Source organism: Pseudarthrobacter sp. MM222 (genome assembly GCF_947090775.1).
In the GTDB taxonomy this organism is placed as follows: Bacteria; Actinomycetota; Actinomycetes; order Actinomycetales; family Micrococcaceae; genus Arthrobacter.
The window spans coordinates 972,412-989,960 of the sequence record NZ_OX352321.1; the positions used below are offsets into that span (position 1 = coordinate 972,412).

General features: G+C 63.4%; 10 protein-coding genes. 2 read left to right on the plus strand and 8 right to left on the minus strand.

The window, feature by feature from the left end:
* Window positions 1-36: 36 nt before the first annotated feature.
* From OM977_RS04560 to OM977_RS04570, 3 genes are all read right to left on the minus strand, one after another.
* The gene (locus OM977_RS04560; protein WP_264356350.1) at window positions 37-1,356 is read right to left on the minus strand and encodes an ABC transporter substrate-binding protein; all 1,320 of its coding nucleotides are present in this window, start codon (window positions 1,354-1,356) and stop codon (window positions 37-39) included.
* A 134-nt stretch (window positions 1,357-1,490) separates the two neighbouring features.
* Window positions 1,491-2,528 (minus strand): LacI family DNA-binding transcriptional regulator, encoded by a 1,038-nt coding sequence (locus tag OM977_RS04565; RefSeq protein ID WP_264356351.1) that lies wholly within the window; start codon window positions 2,526-2,528, stop codon window positions 1,491-1,493.
* Window positions 2,529-2,654: 126 nt separating this feature from the next.
* On the minus strand, window positions 2,655-3,608 hold the full coding sequence (locus tag OM977_RS04570; protein ID WP_264356352.1) for a lipid kinase: 954 nt from the start codon (window positions 3,606-3,608) through the stop codon (window positions 2,655-2,657).
* Window positions 3,609-3,885: 277 nt separating this feature from the next.
* On the opposite strand from OM977_RS04570, the gene OM977_RS04575 reads away from it, so the two are divergent.
* Both OM977_RS04575 and OM977_RS04580 read left to right on the plus strand, forming a co-directional pair.
* On the plus strand, window positions 3,886-4,173 hold the full coding sequence (locus OM977_RS04575; RefSeq protein ID WP_264356353.1) for a hypothetical protein: 288 nt from the start codon (window positions 3,886-3,888) through the stop codon (window positions 4,171-4,173).
* 689 nt (window positions 4,174-4,862) lie between these two features.
* Window positions 4,863-6,692, plus strand: a complete 1,830-nt coding sequence (locus OM977_RS04580) for a lipase family protein (protein WP_264356354.1) — start codon at window positions 4,863-4,865, stop codon at window positions 6,690-6,692.
* 683 nt (window positions 6,693-7,375) lie between these two features.
* On the opposite strand, the gene OM977_RS04585 is transcribed toward OM977_RS04580, so the two are convergent.
* The 5 genes from OM977_RS04585 to OM977_RS04605 form a co-directional block, all read right to left on the minus strand.
* Window positions 7,376-10,552 (minus strand): UvrD-helicase domain-containing protein, encoded by a 3,177-nt coding sequence (locus OM977_RS04585; protein ID WP_264356355.1) that lies wholly within the window; start codon window positions 10,550-10,552, stop codon window positions 7,376-7,378.
* Window positions 10,549-13,188, minus strand: coding sequence for a PD-(D/E)XK nuclease family protein (locus tag OM977_RS04590; protein ID WP_264356356.1), 2,640 nt, complete (start codon window positions 13,186-13,188; stop codon window positions 10,549-10,551). Before OM977_RS04590 ends, OM977_RS04585 begins: the two co-directional genes overlap by 4 nt.
* Before the next feature lie 146 nt (window positions 13,189-13,334).
* A complete protein-coding gene (locus tag OM977_RS04595) occupies window positions 13,335-14,093 on the minus strand; it encodes a DUF6308 family protein (protein ID WP_264356357.1) in 759 nt (252 codons plus the stop codon).
* Between the two features lie 107 nt (window positions 14,094-14,200).
* The gene (locus OM977_RS04600) at window positions 14,201-15,886 is read right to left on the minus strand and encodes an NERD domain-containing protein (RefSeq protein ID WP_264356359.1); all 1,686 of its coding nucleotides are present in this window, start codon (window positions 15,884-15,886) and stop codon (window positions 14,201-14,203) included.
* Window positions 15,887-16,034: 148 nt separating this feature from the next.
* Window positions 16,035-17,549, minus strand: coding sequence for a TY-Chap domain-containing protein (locus OM977_RS04605; protein WP_264356361.1), 1,515 nt, complete (start codon window positions 17,547-17,549; stop codon window positions 16,035-16,037).

Here is a 17,549-nt window from a genome sequence, read left to right on the forward strand (position 1 = left end):
TGCTGGGGTTACTGCTGGATTACTGTGTCTGCTGAACTACTTGGCCAGCTCGGTGAGCTTGGCCTGCATGTCGTTCAGGGCGGTGTCCGTGTCCTTGGCGCCGGTGATGGCCGCGTAGGCCTCTTCCTGGATCGCCTTGGTGGTGGCGCCGTACTGAACCACCTTGGGGCGCGGCTGGGCGTTGTTCAGCGAGGTCAGCAGCGTGGGGAAGAACGGGCGCTTGGCGACGACGGCGGGATCCGCGAACAGCGACGCGTACACCGGGGCGCGGGAGCTGAGCGCGAGGCGCTTCTGGGCCTGCTCCTCGCTGGTGAAGAACTTGACGAACTCCAGCGCGGTGGCCTTGTTCGGGGTGAACGGGGAGATGGCGAGGCTGCGGCCGCCGAGGGTGGAGACGCCGGGGCCGTCGGTGCCGGGGATGGAGGTGATGTCGAACTTGCCGGCCACCTGGCTGGAGCCGTCCGTGGCGCTCAGGGAGGCGTGCAGGAAGGGCCAGTTGCGCATGAAGACGAGCTTGCCGTCCTGGAATGCGCGGCGGCCCTGCTCCTCGAGGTAGGTGATGGCGTCGGAGGGGAAGAGCCCTTCCTTGAAGCCGTCCACCAGCAGGTTCAGGCCCTTCTTGGCTTCGGCGGTGTTGACGGTGGGCTTGCCGTCGGCGTCCACCACGGTGCCGCCCGCGGAGGCCACGGCCTCGGAGAAGTTGACCGTGAGGGCCTCGTTCTTGTCGAACTGGCCGGTGTAGCAGGACATGCCCACGGCTTCCGGGAGGGCCAGGATGGACTTGCAGGCGGTCTTCATTTCGTCCCAGGTCTTCGGCGGGGCGGCGATGCCGGCGGCCTTGAGCAGGTCCGAGCGGAAGTAGAACAGGGCACCGTCGGTGTAGTACGGGGCGCCCACCAGGGAATCCCGGTATGTCGCGGCGTTGACCGTGGCGGGGATCATCTTGTCCGTGGGGACGGCGTCTGCCGGCAGCGGCAGGATCCACTTGTTGGCGGCGAACTCAGAGGTCCAGACGACATCCAGGTTCAGCACGTTGAAGGTGTCCGACTTGATCTGCGCGTTCTGGATGAGCTGCTGGCGCTGCTGGTCCGCGGAGTCCGGCAGTTCAATGAACGTGACCTTCTCCTCCGGGTGCGCGGCGTTCCATTCCTCGATGCTCTTGTTCGCGGCGCCGGAGGCATCGCGGTTGGAGACGTAGTTGATGGGGCCCTTGCCCTCGAAGGACGCGGTGGTGGCCTTCGGGGTGCTCTTGGCTTCCGTGGCGCTTCCGCCGCAGCCGGTGAGGGCGACGGCGGCGACGGTCAGGGTTGCGGTAGTGGTGAGAAGAGTCTGCCAGGTGTGGCGGCGCTGCCTCATGTGTTGCTCCTTGTTATCTGTGTTTTTGAATACGGTGGTGCGAGTGGTTTGGTGCATGCGGAACTGCGGCGGCTGGCCGGTTTGTGGCACGGGGGAGTGCCGGCTGTCGCCGTTGGTGGGTGGTTTTGGTGGGGCTAGCTGACTAGGACGTGGTCTCGGGGTTGAGCTGATGTCGCCGGTGCCGCACTGGACATTGCTGGCTTGGGCGTGGCGGTGGAGCCGCGCTCGATCAGCCGGTGCGGCATGATCTTCGGGCCCAGGTCGCGGGAACGGAGCAGCTTTTTCACGGCCATCCGTCCCATTTCCTCGAGCGGCTGGGCCATGGTGCTCAGCGGCGGGTTCACGTGCAGTGAGGTGGAGGTGTTGTCGAACCCCAGGACCGAGACGTCCTCCGGCACCCGGAGGCCCCGCCGCTGCAGTTCATTGACGACGGCGGCGCCCATCTCGTCGCTCATCGCGAAGATCGCGGTGAGGCCGGGTTCCTGCTGCAGCAGATCGTCGACGCCGGCGGCGCCGCTTTCGTAGAAGAAGCTGCCGGTCGCCGTCACAGGAGTGCAGTTGGCTTCGCTCATGGCGCGGAGGTAACCACGTTTTCGGGGCTGGGCGACGTGGACCGACGCCGGATCACCGGCCAGCAGGCCGATGCGCCGGTGGCCGAGCCGCAGCAGGTGACGGGTCGCGTCGTAGGCTGCCTGCTCGTCGTCGATGGCCACGCTGGGGGATCCCGACTTGTCGCTGATGGCGACGGAGATGATGGGGACGTTGGGCCCCAGCAGCTGCCTGGTCTCCGGTGTGATCACCGCGGAGATGAGGATGACGCCGGCGGCCCGGTAGGTGCGCAGGGTGCGGAGGTAGCCGCCGATGTAGGCGGACTTGGCCCCGGTGCGGCCGAGCATCACGGCGTAGCCGCGTTCCTGGGCTTCCTCCTCCACGCCCTGCATGACCTGGGAGGCCAGGGCATCGGAGACCATCGGGGCGAGCAGGCCGATCACGGACGTCTGCCGGGTCTTGAGGCCCCGGGCGAGGTAGTCCGTTTCGTAGCTGAGGCTCTTGACCGCGGTTTCGACGCGTTCTCTTGTTTCGTCGGAATAGCCGACGAGCCCGTTGACAACCCGGGAGACGGTGGCGGGGGAGACGCCGGCGTGCTTGGCGACATCGCGGATGGTGACCACTGTTCCTCCTCCCTGGTGCTGGCGGGCCGTGTTACGTAAACGGTTTACGTAATCGGTTTCGTGATCTGCTGCACCAACACTAAGGGCAGGCGTGCCGGAGGCGTGACTGTTTAGGAAACAACGCCCTCAGGACGGCGAGGTCGCGGCGCCCGGTCCGTCGAACGATGCGCTCGTGCTGCTCTGGGGTGCCACCACGTGGACGGCGTTGCGCTGGACGGTGAAGTCGGTGGGCGTGGTGGTCGCGATCTCGCCGTCGAGGTTCACCGGCAGCGGTGGCTCGGTGACCAGCCGCACATGCCGGCTGGTCAGGTGGTACACCCGGTCGTGTTCGATGAAGCTTCCGTCCTTGAGCAACCGTGCGATGCTCACGTGCTCCCGGAGCGGGCCGGCCAGGATGGCGTAGATGTCAAGGATGTGGTCGTCGATCCCGGCATTAGGGGAGACCGTGTTGCCGCCGCCGTAGTGCCGGCCGTTGCCGACCGCCACCTGAAGCAGGTCCTGGAGCTCCAGCGGCTCGTGGTCCCCGTCCGGGAACTCGAGGCGGGCCCGGAACGGCTTGTGCCGGGTATAAGCCAGAAGCGTGGCGATGCTGTACGCCAATGGCCCGATGTACCGCTTCAGGCGGGGGCTGAGCGCTTCGGTAACCGCCACCGAGAGGCCCACGGATGCGACGTTGAGGAATGGCTCAGCGTTGGCCCGGCCGAGGTCGATGTCCACCACCTTCCCTTCGGCGATGGTGGCGCAGGCCTCGGCAAGATTGTTGGGTATCTCCAGCGTGCGGGCGAAGTCGTTGGCGGTGCCCAGCGGAAGAACGCCGAGCACCACGTGGGTGCCGGCAACCCGGCCGGCGGCATAAGACACCGTCCCGTCGCCGCCGCCGACAACCACCAGGTCGTGCCCCTCGGCAAGCACCCGGTCAAGCGTCCCGGCCAGCTCGCCCCCGGACAGCCCGGGGTGCACGGAGGAGATCGGCACGCCTGCCTTTCGCATCATGTCCACCGCAAGTTCGTCTGCCGCCCCTCGGCGTGATCCGGCGTTGATCACAACGGCGGCAGAGCGGGCGTCTCGGGCTGCCTTCATTTGGGCCATGTTAGGTGACGGACCTGTGCGTTCCTATGGCGCCGGCGCCATTCGGAGCAGTCCGTAGGTGCCTTGCATAAGACGTGAGCCTTCCCACCTTATTATGAGTAGCTCACGATAAGCCGATAAAGTTAGATGCAGGCCGACGTAGCCCTTGAGTACCGCACCGGCGAAGACACCCGGGCCAGCGGGGCAAGCGACACAACGCGCAACCGCTCTCCTGCTTTAGCGGCACAAGAACCTGTACGTCCCTCATCCCGACACCCACGGAGAACCCATGACTTTGCTGACCGAACGCCCCGCAACCTCCTCATCCACCACCGAAGCCACCCTCAAGGCCGCTACCGGGGCCCGTGTCGCTGACACCGCAGTGCGCGGCGGCAGCTACGTGACCCTCCCCGCCGGCAGCGTCCCCGCCGGCGTCGAGGGCAGCTATGTCACGGTCGCTGGCGCTCGAAACCTGCCACCCGTCACCCGTGGCAGCTTTGTCACAGTAGACGGCACTCCCGTTGTTGCCGCCGGCGTCATCGAGGGCAGCTACGTAACGCTTCCGACGGCGGCCTAGTGTCCAGCGCCCTGCGGCGATAGCACCAACGCGGGGGGCATAAAAGGAGGCCGACGGCGACACTGGGTGTCGTCGTCGGCCTCCTTTTTCGCGCCAGCCGGGCAGCACGCTAGGGGAGCCCGACTTGTCGCTGCTGGCGACGGAGATGATGGGGACGTTCGGTCCGAGCAGTTGCCTCGTCTCCGGCGTGATCACCGCGGAGATGAGGATGACGCCGGCGGCCCGGTAGGTGCGCAGGGTCCGGAGGTAGCCGGTGAGCGCTCACGACCTCTAAAAGGTCGGCAAGTTGCCGGTCTCTGGATTGCTGCCGCGTAGTAACGCGTGCGCAGCCGATCAGTTTCGTCGTGGGCCACCCGATGTGTCTCGTGAGTATTGGTGATCCCTCTCGTTCTACCTGGACGTTTTCGGGACAATCCTCCCGGGAAAATCAGTGGGGAACAGAATATTTGCATCAGTGCCCAAGTTAGGGGGTGCGGCGGCGAGGGGCCTGTTATGTCTCGCAGCTGAATCTTTAAAGACCCGATAGAACAGGTCTTCGGCCCCGGGACGCGGAACCTCGTTGCCGGCGCCGACTCGACGGCACGCCGGACGTCCGCGGCAAGTAATTAGGAGTTGAATAGCTATCCTTACCGAGAAGCCTTGGGCATTCAGCCCTGGCGGCCCAACGGGCGGCGACGAATGGAGTTTTCTTGGCGAGCGAACCGATCTTGCTGTTCTTGCACGGCGTTGGTGACGGCGACCAAGATGACAACTGGCGGGTCAGGCTAACGGAGACTCTGGTCCGCGTTGGCTACCCGGAATTGGACAAGAATCGTTTGATCGCGCCCAAGTACGCACACTCACTAGTCGGCTCGGACGACAAGGATCCGCTGCCAAGCTTGACGATCAAACTGCCTCCCCGCGAGGCCTCCAAGAAGAACCGCCGAGACTTCGAGCGTCGCATCGGAGCCGTCGAGTTCAGACTGGGACGTCATGATCGGGGCAACGGTCGGCCGGGTGGTGACGCCGTCATCAATCTTGCCGTCGGACTGCCTCCCTTCCTACAAGCGCGCAACTACCTGAAAAATCCTCAGATTCGCGCTCAAGTTCTAAATCGAATCCTCAAAATGCTTCCCGAGTCTGGACGGCTCGTGATCGTCGGCCATAGCCTCGGCTCCGTGATCGCCGCCGACCTCGTGCGCCGGCTGCCACCCGGCCTCGACGTTGCCGGCATGGTGACTATTGGGAGCCCCCTGGCGAATGGTCAGTTCGACGTTGACAAACTCCGGGAGACGCTGGCGGAGCCGCCGACGAACCTGGCATGGTGGGTAAATTTCTGGAACGGCCATGACCCTGTGGCAGCCCACCGTGGCGTGTCATCCGTCTTCCCTTGGATGATCGATTTCCGTATTCAGACGAAAATGAGTCCCCGCGTCCACGACGCGGTGGAATATCTCACGGACGAGACCGTCGCCGAGGCCATCGGCTTCGCGTTGTTCGGGTCCAGATCGAAGGAGCTCGCGGTCATTGACCAAGGTCTCGACATTCCCCTGGATTCCTCGGAACGACTCGCTCTTCTGGCGCTAAGGTACGGGTACCTGATCAAGATGAAGCTGGAGGGGGACCTTCGAGATCGCTACAGTGGCGCGCTCAGACAGGTGCAAGCGACAGCCGTCGACAGTATCAGGTGGCGGAATGACCGCGAGGGCCGAGCGATGCCATCAGAGGTCGGCCGCCTCGCATTTGACCTCTCCGATCCACACGCCACTGCGCCAGAGCCGCTCCCAAGCAGCCATCTCGCGAAGGACGATGCCGTGGTCCTGTTGACGATCCTTGCAGCCGAAAACGTCATTCGTCCATTTGAGATCTCCGTCCCGAAGGACGCGCGGCAGGACGCCATGAAGGAGCTCACCGCTGAAATGGGACTGGGAAGCCAGTACGGTGCCGACGTGTTCGCCGCTGCCAAACGAGCACAGGAGGCATTGAGCGGCGGCCGCGGAGTGAACTGGATCAAGGGGGGCGCACTAGGTGCAGGCGCGGCGGCCATTGCGGTGGCGACCGGCGGCCTGGCCGGTCTTGCCGGAGCCGCAGTGATCACAAGCGCTCTCGCGGGTTTTGGCCCTGGCGGTATGATAGGTGGGTTGCTGGCCGCGGGAAACCTCGTCACTGCGCGTGGCGACGGCATCGCAATCGGTCTTGCCAACTCCGGAACCACAGCTGAAACGCTGGAAGCGGTTGTTGCGCGCCCGCTGGCGGCGGCAATTCTGCGGCAACTGCAACATCTCGAGCAGGATGGGGCCGTCTGGAGAATTTTGGTTGAGACCGAGATCGTCGTGCGGCGTGAACATGAGCGGCTGGACGAGTTCTCCGATGAATCTGCGCCGGCACTCAAAGAGCTGAAGCGGAAGATCGAAGCCATCGAGCGTGCGCTGAAGTATCTGAGAGAGAATGGCCTCGAGCCAGGCGTCCCGCCTAGCCATCCCGACGAGACCGGTCCCGCTCCACGATCCGCCTTCCGGAAAGCGCTCGCCCCTCGGTGAGAGTCCCGACTACGGCGCTGACCCTCAGTAATGAAGGGTCAGGCCAAGCAGCCGCCGGCGTAGACCCAAGATTGTCTCTCGTTGGGCTAGGCCACGAAAGGCCAAGCCCGACGGGTTTGGGTAACTCCTCAGATGCCTCTAACTGTCAGAGTGCCGGCCTAGAGTGCTTCCATGACACCCGATGAGGCGCTTCCCGAACCGACGACGAAACGCGTTGTCACGCGGCGCTGCCCGATATGTGGCCACGAGGGGTGGCGGATTGCGTACGGTGAGATTATGCCCTCAGACGGCCAGACAATGCCGAAAACCGAGTTCGCAGGCTGCATGATCGTGTCCTCGGAGCGCGTTTACCCCGCCACAGGCAAGATTGAGCGAGGCACGCCCAAATGGGCATGCCAGAACCCGGAGTGCCGCCACCGTTGGTGGTGAGTATCAGCTGATGCGGTATATCTTCCCCAGCGCCAGCATCTGGATTAGCGTCTCGACGACGGGCCGCCCGGTGATGGACTCAATCGCTTCGGCACACGCGGGAGGGTATCCGAAAGCGGGATTCGCCGGCTGCGTCATTTATGAGGGAAACTCAGGCTCTACGCCACTATTGGCAAAGTTGAAACGGCGTGCCTCGATGGGCGTGCCAGAACCCGGAGTGCCGGCACCGCTGGTGGTAGCAATACCCGGCTGATCTAGACCTCGCTGATCTCGTAGACCCGGCCTAGAGCCGGAAAATGAATTAGCGTCCGCAGGACCGGCTTTCCGGTCGCGGCGAGAACCGCATTGCGGTACGCCGCCATCTGGCCCAGATACTTCTCGCGAACGTGGGTTTCTGGATCGCTTCCCGGGTAGGTTTTGTGGTCTACCAGGACGAAGCCATCCGGGCCTTCCAAAAGCAGGTCGATCCAGCCCTCCATCACCTGGTGGTCCGGTCGCCAACCGATTGCAGCTTCCCGGTGGCGTATCCACTGCGGAAACTCTGACTCAAGATAAGACTCGAAACGTTCCCCGGAAGTGATCAACAGCGAAGCATCAACCGTGGCCCCGACTTGCCACCGTCCTACGATCCGCTCCGCCAGATCGCGCCGCTCGGGCGGGTTGAGCGCGGAAAACTGCGTCCCCAAGTAGGCATGCACCGCGCTGCCGACCGCGCCCCAGTCATCGGAACCATGATCGGCAAGCCGTGAACCCAGCTCGGCCACAGCGGTGACATCGGCGTCGAGTCCTGAAGAGTCCATGGATGAGGCGGCGAAGCGGGCTGGCAATGTGTCAGTCGGTAAGGGATCAGAAAGCGTGTCCGCAAAGCGCAGCTGCCAGGTCGCCGCTGGGGGAAGGGCGTCTACAGGCGCTAGCTCCTCAACGAATGCGGGAAAGCCCTCGTTGTCTGCTACTTGGATAACGCCCACCGGGCTGTGATCGTCCTGTTTTGTCCAAGACACCAAGGATGGAATGCCCAGATTGTTCAGTAGATCCGGTTTGCTGCTTTTGGCGGTCAGGACAGTGGTCTCGACCGCCCGGGTCATGCCGACGTACATAAGGCGTGACATGTTGCGGCGGTCGCGTTCCCGCGCCCGTTCCGCCACGTCGCTATTCCTACCCTTTGCATCCAGGGGGGATCCGCCGTACGGGAATGGGCTTGGCCAGAACCGGATCCATCGGCCCGCAAGCGGCTGTGACAGATCGAAGCTGCCCTGCTGCTCAACGGCGGCACCGAACGCTGCGAGCCGCAGGTCCTTGTCCAGCCCCTCCATCACCACCACGGGCCATTCAAGCCCCTTGGCCTTGTGGTAGGTGAGGACGTTGACCACGTCGTCCCCGGAATTTTCAGCTGATTGTTGCTCCTCACTGCCGAAAAAGGCCAGGAAGCCGCGCAACGTGGCCGGGGAGCGGAGCGCCAAGCAGCGCTCGTAATATGTGTTGATTCCACCGCGGACGGCGTCTAGGTTCCTGAGCCGAGTGGCAGGAGAAGACCAGCTGCTGATCAGTCGGGGTAGGCCAAGGACACCGGTCACCGCGTCGAAGACTTCGGTGGGAGTAGCCCCGACCGCACGTTTGCGAAGGCCGTCAAGCGCAGTGACCAACGGGTCGGCATTCCACGACTCCAGCACGGCGGCGGCATCTGGAGCAGCAAGCAGCTGCTGTTGCCAGGTGGAGTGAGCGGAGTGGCCGGGATGGAGTGCCACCAGCTCGGCGAGGGCAACAGTGTCATAGCCGTCAGCGACGAACGCCATGCCTGCCCGTGCCAGCTGCACCTCCCTGGCAGCGGCTAGCTTACGAGGGTTGCGGCTTGCCCGGATACCCAGTGCATCGAGTGCGGCGGCGAGAGATTCCACGTCCGCGTTTGACCGGGCAAGGATGGCGACGTCGCCGGCTCGCAGGTCAGGACGACGGCCCAGCAGGGTCGCAATGCCTGCTGCAGTGGCTTTAAGCCGGTCGCCGTCGTTGGACTGGGGCCGGATCCAGCCTTCGAGCGTGCCTGCGGACCAATCCGCGTGTGCAGCCGGAAGCGTCAAATGGACGGTCTCGGGCGCCATGCCGTGTTCTTCGAACACCGGCTCAAATACGGCGTTGCTCAGGTTCACCACGGCCTGGTGGGACCGCCAGGTTTCGGACAGCTGTTCCCGGTGGCTGACCTTTGCAACCACGGCCTCCATGAGCTCGGGGTCGGTGCCGCGGAACTCGTAGATGGCCTGCTTGGGGTCGCCCACCCATACGGCCTTGTCCACGAGCTGGGTGAGCTGCAGGAAGAGTTCAAGCTGCAGTGGGCTGGTGTCTTGGAACTCGTCCACGACGAGAAACCTCACTCGACCTGGAAACGAGCGGCGGAAGGCAGCGTTGTTGCGTGCCAGTTCCAGGACAAGGGTCTCTTGGTCCACGAAATCCATGAGGCCATGGAGCCGTTTGAATTCGGAGTAGGCCGTGAGGCACTCGGCAGCGCACGTAAAGATAGACCGGATGTATTGCTCAAGGTCGTGGTGGAAAGCGGGGTTTGAGAGCAGCCCCGCCTTGATCGCGTCAGTCGCGGGTGAGAAGAGACTCTTGACGGCGGCCGGAGCCGCGGACCCCACCACTCCGCGCCAGTCCTCCCAAGAAATGTTTTCGATCTCCCCCATGGAGGCAACCTTGTGCAAGATTTTTGGCACGTGCTCCGTAAAGGATGCCGTAGTGACGGTTACAGTTTTGCCGGCAGGCGTTTTGCCGTCCCTCGCCGTTGCCTCAAGGTCGGGCACGCTGGCGCGAAGGTCCCGCAGCCATAGCTCCCTCTCGTCCGTGCCTGGGTTATCGAGGAGCTCGCGGAAACCTGTCCAGGAACGCTCTGCGCAGGCTGCCAGTTCTTCGGCTCCGAGCAGGTTCGTTCGGGCAGCATCCACGATGGCCCTGACCATCTCCTGCCAAGTTTTGGCATCCCGTGCACCATTGCCGTCGGTGCCCATGCGCTGAGCGATGGGGAGGATAACGGAGGCGTGCTCAGCCAGAACCTCGTCGGCGGCGAGGTTAAAGATACTGGCGAGCTGTTCCTCCCCGATGACTTCCAACGCAGGCGACAGGCCTGCGTCGATGGCGTGTTCCTGAAGCAACTGACCGCAGACACTGTTCACTGTTCCGATAAGGCTGGCCGGAAGCTGCTGGGAGGCGAGCCGAAGCGCGGCGGCAGCATCGGCGCCGTCCTCAGTTTCCGCCTGTTCCAGGAGCCTGGCGGCAATTCGCTCGCGGAGCTCATCTGCCGCCTTCTTGGTGAAAGTGGTGGCCATGATGGCGCCGGAAGGTAGGCCGGCTGCGATCTGCTCCACGATCTTGCCCGTCAGCGTGTAGGTTTTCCCGGTACCGGCGCTCGCCGAGACCATTGTGACATTGTCCAGCAGGTTCACGAGTAGTCCCCTTTGAGTCCGCATAGAGTTCCAAAATGGCAGTAACGGCAATTAGGCTGCCGGTGCAGCCGCTCATTCGCAGCGGCGAGCGCGGCGGCATCGGGCTCACCTCCGGCCAACGCGGCTTCGGCCGGTTGCGCTGCAGTGATCCGTCCGGCCAGTACTTCCTCGACCGTGAATTCCACCGAGCGTACGGCGCGGCGCCAGAGCTCTGGCGTGTCCTGTGCGGACTGCAAGGCACCGCCAAATTCGGGGTGTGAGGACGCGAAGGTCCCCTGTTTGAGCAGGAAATACGCTGCCGGAGAATCGGGAGGCACGTCGCCACTGTTGAGAGCCCACTGGTACAGCGCCAGCTGGAGAGCTTCCCCCCGCTGCACGTCCGCGCGGAGATACTTCTCGGTGTTGCTCCATTTGAGGTCTATGACGGCCGTCCGGCCGTCAGCATCGATGCCCACCGCGTCGGCACGGCCCTCGACCGCAACAGTGAGTTCAGACCCGCCCACGGTGAACGTCAAGTCTTTACTGAAACCCTTCTCCATGTCCTGCAGAACCACGCCGCCGTGCTGCAGCTGTGTGAAGAATGTCATGACGGTGGTCTCGATGGTGGCCCGGACACCCGCAAGCCGGTGCAGCTGGCCGGGCAGGAGCAGCTCGGAAGCCATCTGGGGTAAGAGCGAGTCAATGACGGCACTCACCTCGCTGAGTTCCGGTACCGCCCGATGTTGCTGCCGCAGTTGGTCGTGAAGCACTTCGACGATTTTATGGGCGAAGATTCCGAGCATCTGGTTGCCGGCGGGCACATCGGCGGCAGCGGGTACACGAAGGTGCGACTTATGTTTGAGCACCCAGGCGAGGGAACAGCCGAGCAACGTTGACAGCTGGGTGTAGGAGAGGCGCTTGGGGATGAGCGCGGGGTTCGGAGCTACCTCGTGGACGGGAGGTGGCGCCGTGGGGCGGTGTTGAGGAACGGGAATTAGCTGTGCTTGCCGGCTCGCAAGAGACCAGCGGCCGCTGGTCTTGGTCAGTTCGGCGGGAGTGACAGTCAACGCGGCGAGGCGATTCGCCAGGGACTCCGATTCTGCCAGCGCGCTCGGCTGGGCGGCCACGAGCGCCTCCAAGAGCGGGTTTCCTGCCTGTCGTTCGCCGTCGCGCTGTTGGATCTGGATGAGAACCAGATTTCTAGTCCGGGTTGACCCGGCAAGCGTCTGGGTTACCTCGAGAGCGCTCAATTGTTCGGGGGTCGGAAGATGCGCACCCACTTGTGCGAGGGCATCGACGTCATGGGCGTCCCACCGGCGGATGCGCTGCATGCCCGCGCCCTGGAAACCCCACCACAGCACCTGATCGACGTCGTCGGTGAGCTCCGCCAAGTGGCTGAGGCGCAGCCAAGGTGAGGCTTCCGCTGGGACCAAGGACCCGGAGGAGGGAGTGATCACTGAGTCGATGATTCGGCGCAGGTCCCGGCGAGACACTCGGGGGAGCGGATTGATGAGTGCAAGAATCCGTTGCAGCAGCGCCGCCGTGCCCTTGGCGGTCTCGTCGATGGCTACGCGGGCATGCAGCCGGGCCGCCAGCCATTCCGCCCGCTCAGCCAGTTGGAGGCCGCTAACATTCCGTTCTTCCACAACCAGACCGGCGTTGAAAACGTCGTCCAGAACCCCGGCAATGTCCGGACCCAGGTGCTCGTCGCCTTCGATCTCTGCAATAGCCGCATTCCAGGCGTCACCTCCGATTCCCGGCTCCGCCCTGAGCGCGCCCAGCAAGTATCGCGCGGCGCCCCGGCGGACCGGTGAACCGGGGAGGCTGAGCAGTTCGGCGAGGAGCTGCACGTTCACCGGTGACCAGATCACTTCGAAAAACAACGGAATTAACTGCTCCTGCGGCCGCCACACGGATGGGGCTCCGACGCCGACTGCCGGCAGCCCATGGTCGGAGAGGTAGCTGTCCAGGAGGCCGCTGCTGTCGGAGCAGACGACGGCGGTCCTGGTGTTGTCGCCCGCCGCTAGCCACCTGGCGGTTACTTCTGCGGCGTCCCATTCGGTTTCGGCTGTCAGGATTGTCAGCTTGGGAGGCGCTGCGGCTGGGATTGCTTCGCTGATGTCGACGCCCCGGTTGCGGAGCTTTCCAATGACAACCTGCCAGACCTGCGGAAAACTGCGCTCCGGGTGCTGGAGTATGAGCTCGTCGATGCCAAGCGGCAGCGGCGAGTCAAGCGCTACCGCAAGCTCCGCGATGTCATCGGCCAAGGATGGCGCGAGCTGTCCGGGCGCTATCTCCGCGGCGGCAAGTGTCTGAAGCAAAGGGGACGGAGCAGCAGCATCCAACCGCTGGACGGGGAGCACGCCGTTCCAGCCATTTGCGACGGCGTCGTCGCGGGCGGCAAGCAGCTCCTCGGCCGTGGACCAAGGGTCAACCTGGAACGACTCGTGGAACCAGGCGCCGGGGGAGTAAATGGACTGAAGACGGCCCAAGTACTGGCTGACGCGTTCGGCATGCCCCGTCTCCGGCCGGGTGATGCCCAGGCGCGTCTGCAGCAGGGCGGTGAAGTTTTTCCGGCCCACCCGGATCTGATTGAGGCCAGGCCGCGTGTAGCTCCAAGGTGCCCGGTCCAGATGCCATCCGAACTCAATTCTCATTTGTCCCCCATGCTTTGAGTGGTGGTCGTTTCTATCACGCTAACGGCAGGGTCAAACAATCGGTCCCGTCGTCTGGGACAAGGTCGTGAGCGCGGAATGACGGTTGTGTTGGTACGATTCCATCGAATGCCCTTCGATCTCGCGGATCACTGCAAAGACAAGGGATCAAGGCGCCTTGGCTGATACTCACGCGGTTGCCGATTTAGCCAATAGTTGGCTGGGCTCCCGGCACGAGACATTCGGTCATCTTGCGAAGTCCAGATGATGATGTCCAGCAGCCGGAGATCCGTGGCTTTGCCAATATCGGGTACCTCACGGGCCACTTGGTCACCGATCCGGGTAAGCTCGCATTGTTGGTGACGGAGGATGCTCCGAAGTGTCAAAAGCGTTTTCTCGATACGCTCCCACCGCGGTTCCGCCCCGAAACGGAAGCCGTCTCTCTTGAAGCCCATGGCCATCGCCACGTGGCCGTCGAGAACAGGTACGGCGTCCGGCCTGTAAAGGGCAAGCATTTTGGTGACCTTGGGTGCCCACACCCCGTGGAAGCCGGACCGGCAAAGAAGAGTTAGGCCTTTCACGTCTTCATCGTCCATTTGGGCGAGGTCCTTAGCGGACAGGGCGTTGAGCCGTTGCGCCAGTTCCGACCGAACATCGTGCGTGAAGCGTGCGATGTCTGCCGCGGACAATCGCCCAGCCAACGTGGTTGCCCACAACAGTGACCACGGAGCGATCTCCTTGAAGTGGCCACCTTGCCTAGCTACCGATCCAAGCAAGTCGTAGGTATGCCAGCCGCTCCGAGGATGGGTGCAGTAGCCGACGACTCTTGCCGCAATGTCTTGGATTGGTCGGACACCTATCCCTCCGGACATGCCGGGGGAGAGATCCATCTGAAAGGGCGTGCTCATCGTCTTCTTTCCTAGGGTTAGATTCAATGTCAATTGACGGACCCTCCTTTCGAAGTCGCATCCAACTGACGGCTGGCTGGATGGCTTCCGAGCTCGGTCAGGGCTCGCTAATCTTCAGTTAGTATCGGCGTCCATGCCTGGGACCGTGACAATGCTGCCTTTAGTTCCCGCCCGCCCGCTTCCTCCAGTAACTCGGAATCACCAACTACCACTAGCAGGCTCCGGGCACGGGACAACCCGACGTACAGCTGTTCGGGTGCCCGGCCCATGTCCTTGAACCCGTTGACGCAAAGAACAACGACGGACCGTTCCAGGCCTTTGAAGCCCAGCACGTGGCCGTAGAACTCACTCTCGTTGGCATGGAAGTCCCGCCAGTACTCCTCCGTGGCGCCGCGCTCGAAGTAGTCCAGATGGATGGGGTGTCGGTCCTTGGTGGTGAGGAGCGCGATTTGATTGTTCGCCCAGCCCTCGTCGATCAAGGCGTTCAAACAGTCTTCAGCGACGTCGAGCGACTCCTCCGCAGGGCAGTCGACGAACCGTACAGGCAGGCCGGTGCTGCCCCTGGGCGTGAAATGTTCGCCGGCGAAAGGCTTGAATGTCTCAGCGATCTTGCGGGTGTTGCGGAGGTTCTCGTCGATGTGGATGGGCACGAACGTGGCCGTCGGACCATTGGTGAGGTCCGCCGTCGCACCTCCCCAACGTTGGTAGACGTCCTGGCGGTCATCCATGAAGGCGTACACCTCGCCCGCGGCGGGATCAGTAGTGCAGGCGAGAAGCGCCTCCCACCACAGTGGCGCGAAGTCCTGCGCTTCGTCGACGATGACGGCGTCCAAGCGTTCGTGGGGCTCCATCCCGGCAGCTAGTTCCCTCAAGAGGCGGGGCATCTCGACGTCGAAGTAGTCCTGACCCGAACCGTCCGGGACCCCGAGCCCGCGCACGTACTCGTGGAACTCGCCGGTGAATACGGGCTTGGCTTGGCGCCACGTTGCAACCTGGTCCTGAAGGTACTGTCCCAGGCCTTTGTTGTAGCAGAAGAGCCCGACCCGTTTGCCCTGTTTGCTGAGCAGTTTGGCCTTTTCGACCGCGAGCCAGGTCTTTCCGCTGCCGGCGCCGCCGGTGAAGCGGATACGGGGGAGCGACCGGGTTGCCTGAAGCAGCACGGACTGCCGTTCGGTGAGATGGTCCTGTGCGGCCTCATCCTCCTGTGCTGTGGTGGAGGGTACGACGGCGGTGTCCAGGTCTCCGCTCAGCCTGCGGACGATACGTTCCAGGAAAACCGGGGCCAGAGGGGCGGCGCCGCCGCCTTCGTTTTCGATCGCTTGGCGCACGAGCTCGGCGGGTGCCTTGCTTTCCGTTTGGTCAAGGATGAGTGACCGAGGGCAGCCGGCCATGGTCCAGTCACCCGGCACGTCGGTATACGGCAAGCTGACCATGTAGACGCAGCGGCTGCTCAGGCGGGAACCGAGCTGGTTTTCAAGCCAGTTCTTGAGCGCATGAAGTGAGCTTTGGGACTGCGCCACGGGGCTTTGGATCTTGCGCCTCTGGCTCCGGTCCGACTGGTACCACTGCCCGTCGGCGATGCTGACCTGGCCACCCTTGACCTCGATCGCGGCCATGCCAACGCCGGGCCAGAGGACCAGCAGGTCGATCTCGTATTCGTTCCGGCCGTCGCGGACATGGACGGAGTGGGCGAGGACGCAGTCATCGGGAAGGCTGCTCTTCAGTGCCGTCCAGACGGCCTTTTCCGCCAGCTGTCCCTCACCGAACTCCGGTTCTGCCGGAATGCACCTCATTGTTGCCCCCATACTGAAGAACCGGCTCTCCGGTTTTCGCTGCTCCAACGTTAGTCAGCCGGCGACTTCTTCGCCGATCCGACACGACTGCTCGTCCGTCGGTCGTGTTCTTCGCAGTTGACCGTCAGCGCATAGGCCCTGTTGACGATCAGCTCGCATTCCGCAGCGTTTGGACTGCTCCGCTCACCACATCGTCAAGTGTGACGCCCCCATCCGGACCGGGCCCGGTTGGAAATTCGCCGGTATGCCATTGAAGCTTGCTGGCGTCCTCGCAGCCCCGTCCAAAGCGCAAGCCGTCGAGTATCTGGTGCCCCGCTTCGATGTGCGGGACTCCGTCCTTGTACCAGTTCGGAAAATCGTTGTTGGGAGCAGACCAGCCATTCCCGGTCAGGTAGCCGGCATCTAGGGGCCACGTGTCGGCGGGTAGGTACTTCTCGGACACGATTTCGAACCAGACCCCATCGGCGCTGGGCACGGCCTGGGCGTACGGCGTCAGTCCTTCAGTGTCGTTATCGTACTGAATGCTCAGGAATGAGTTCCACGGCATGTTTGCCAGAACCTCGCTGATCAGTTCGCCCGCTTTCGCCCAACCTTCCTGGACGTCGTTCTGGGCTCTGATGTGGTTGACAAGGCCGTCGTACTCATCCTCGATTTCCGACGGCATTACGGCGCCGATCACCGACTCCCAGGCGCCGAAGTGCCTTCTAATGGCGACCACGGACGGGCGATGGCGTCCGGCGGCCATTTCGACAGTCACCCAACTGTCGTAGCTCGCCACGTCTTTTGGGGAGCCGAAGTAGCGGTACTCATCTCTAAATCTGCGGGCCGCCTCAGCAAATTCAGAGGCGCTGAAGCTAACTGGGTCTAACGTCGGCTGGAGCCCGGCGGAAGCCAACGCGGTGTCCCAGAACCCTAGGCCCAAGTGGCGTCGCACCGTGCCTGCGGGTACCGGCCAAAGGTCTCCGCGACCGGGCCGTTCGTCTCCAAGGTCCGCCGAAATTGCCTCCGCTATCTCCTCGTAGTCTGAGTACGAGATTCCGGCGTCATCGCCGGCGCGGATGGCCTGCGCTGTTGTCTCAATGACCGCCAGGATTTCGGCTAACTGGCCGTAGGGGCGGCTCGGACCCAGGAAGCTCCGGATCTCTTCGACCGATGAGAGCGGCGTCATCCCCAGAGCCATTTCATAATCAGGTTGAAATCCCCGGTGGCGGCCTACCACATAGAGCAAGCTGAGCATATCGATGGGTGGAGCAAACTCCACCTCACCCCTTTGTTGTTGGTCGGCGCGGTGCACGAGTTCCTTGAACATGTGCGTAGTCCGGAGCATTTCCTCGGCAATGTCGACGTCGACCGGTGCTCCGAGCGCGGCGAGGACCCTGGGTATATCCACGAAATCGATTCCGGCTCGGTCGAGCTGCTCGAAGCGTTCGCGCTCCTGGTAAAGGGCTGCCAACGTGGCATTGCATCGATCCCGGAGTGCCCTGGACCGCTGCTCCTCACCCCGGTCCGCGACCCGACTACCGAGGATGCGCAGAATCTCCCAGCTGCTCATTTTCGCGGCGTCCGCGATGCACCGCAGTGGATCCCCGGCCAGGAAGGATCTGGTCACCTGCCCAGTCACGTCGCGCTGGGGAACGTCAGCCTCGGAGGATGGTGTGCTCAC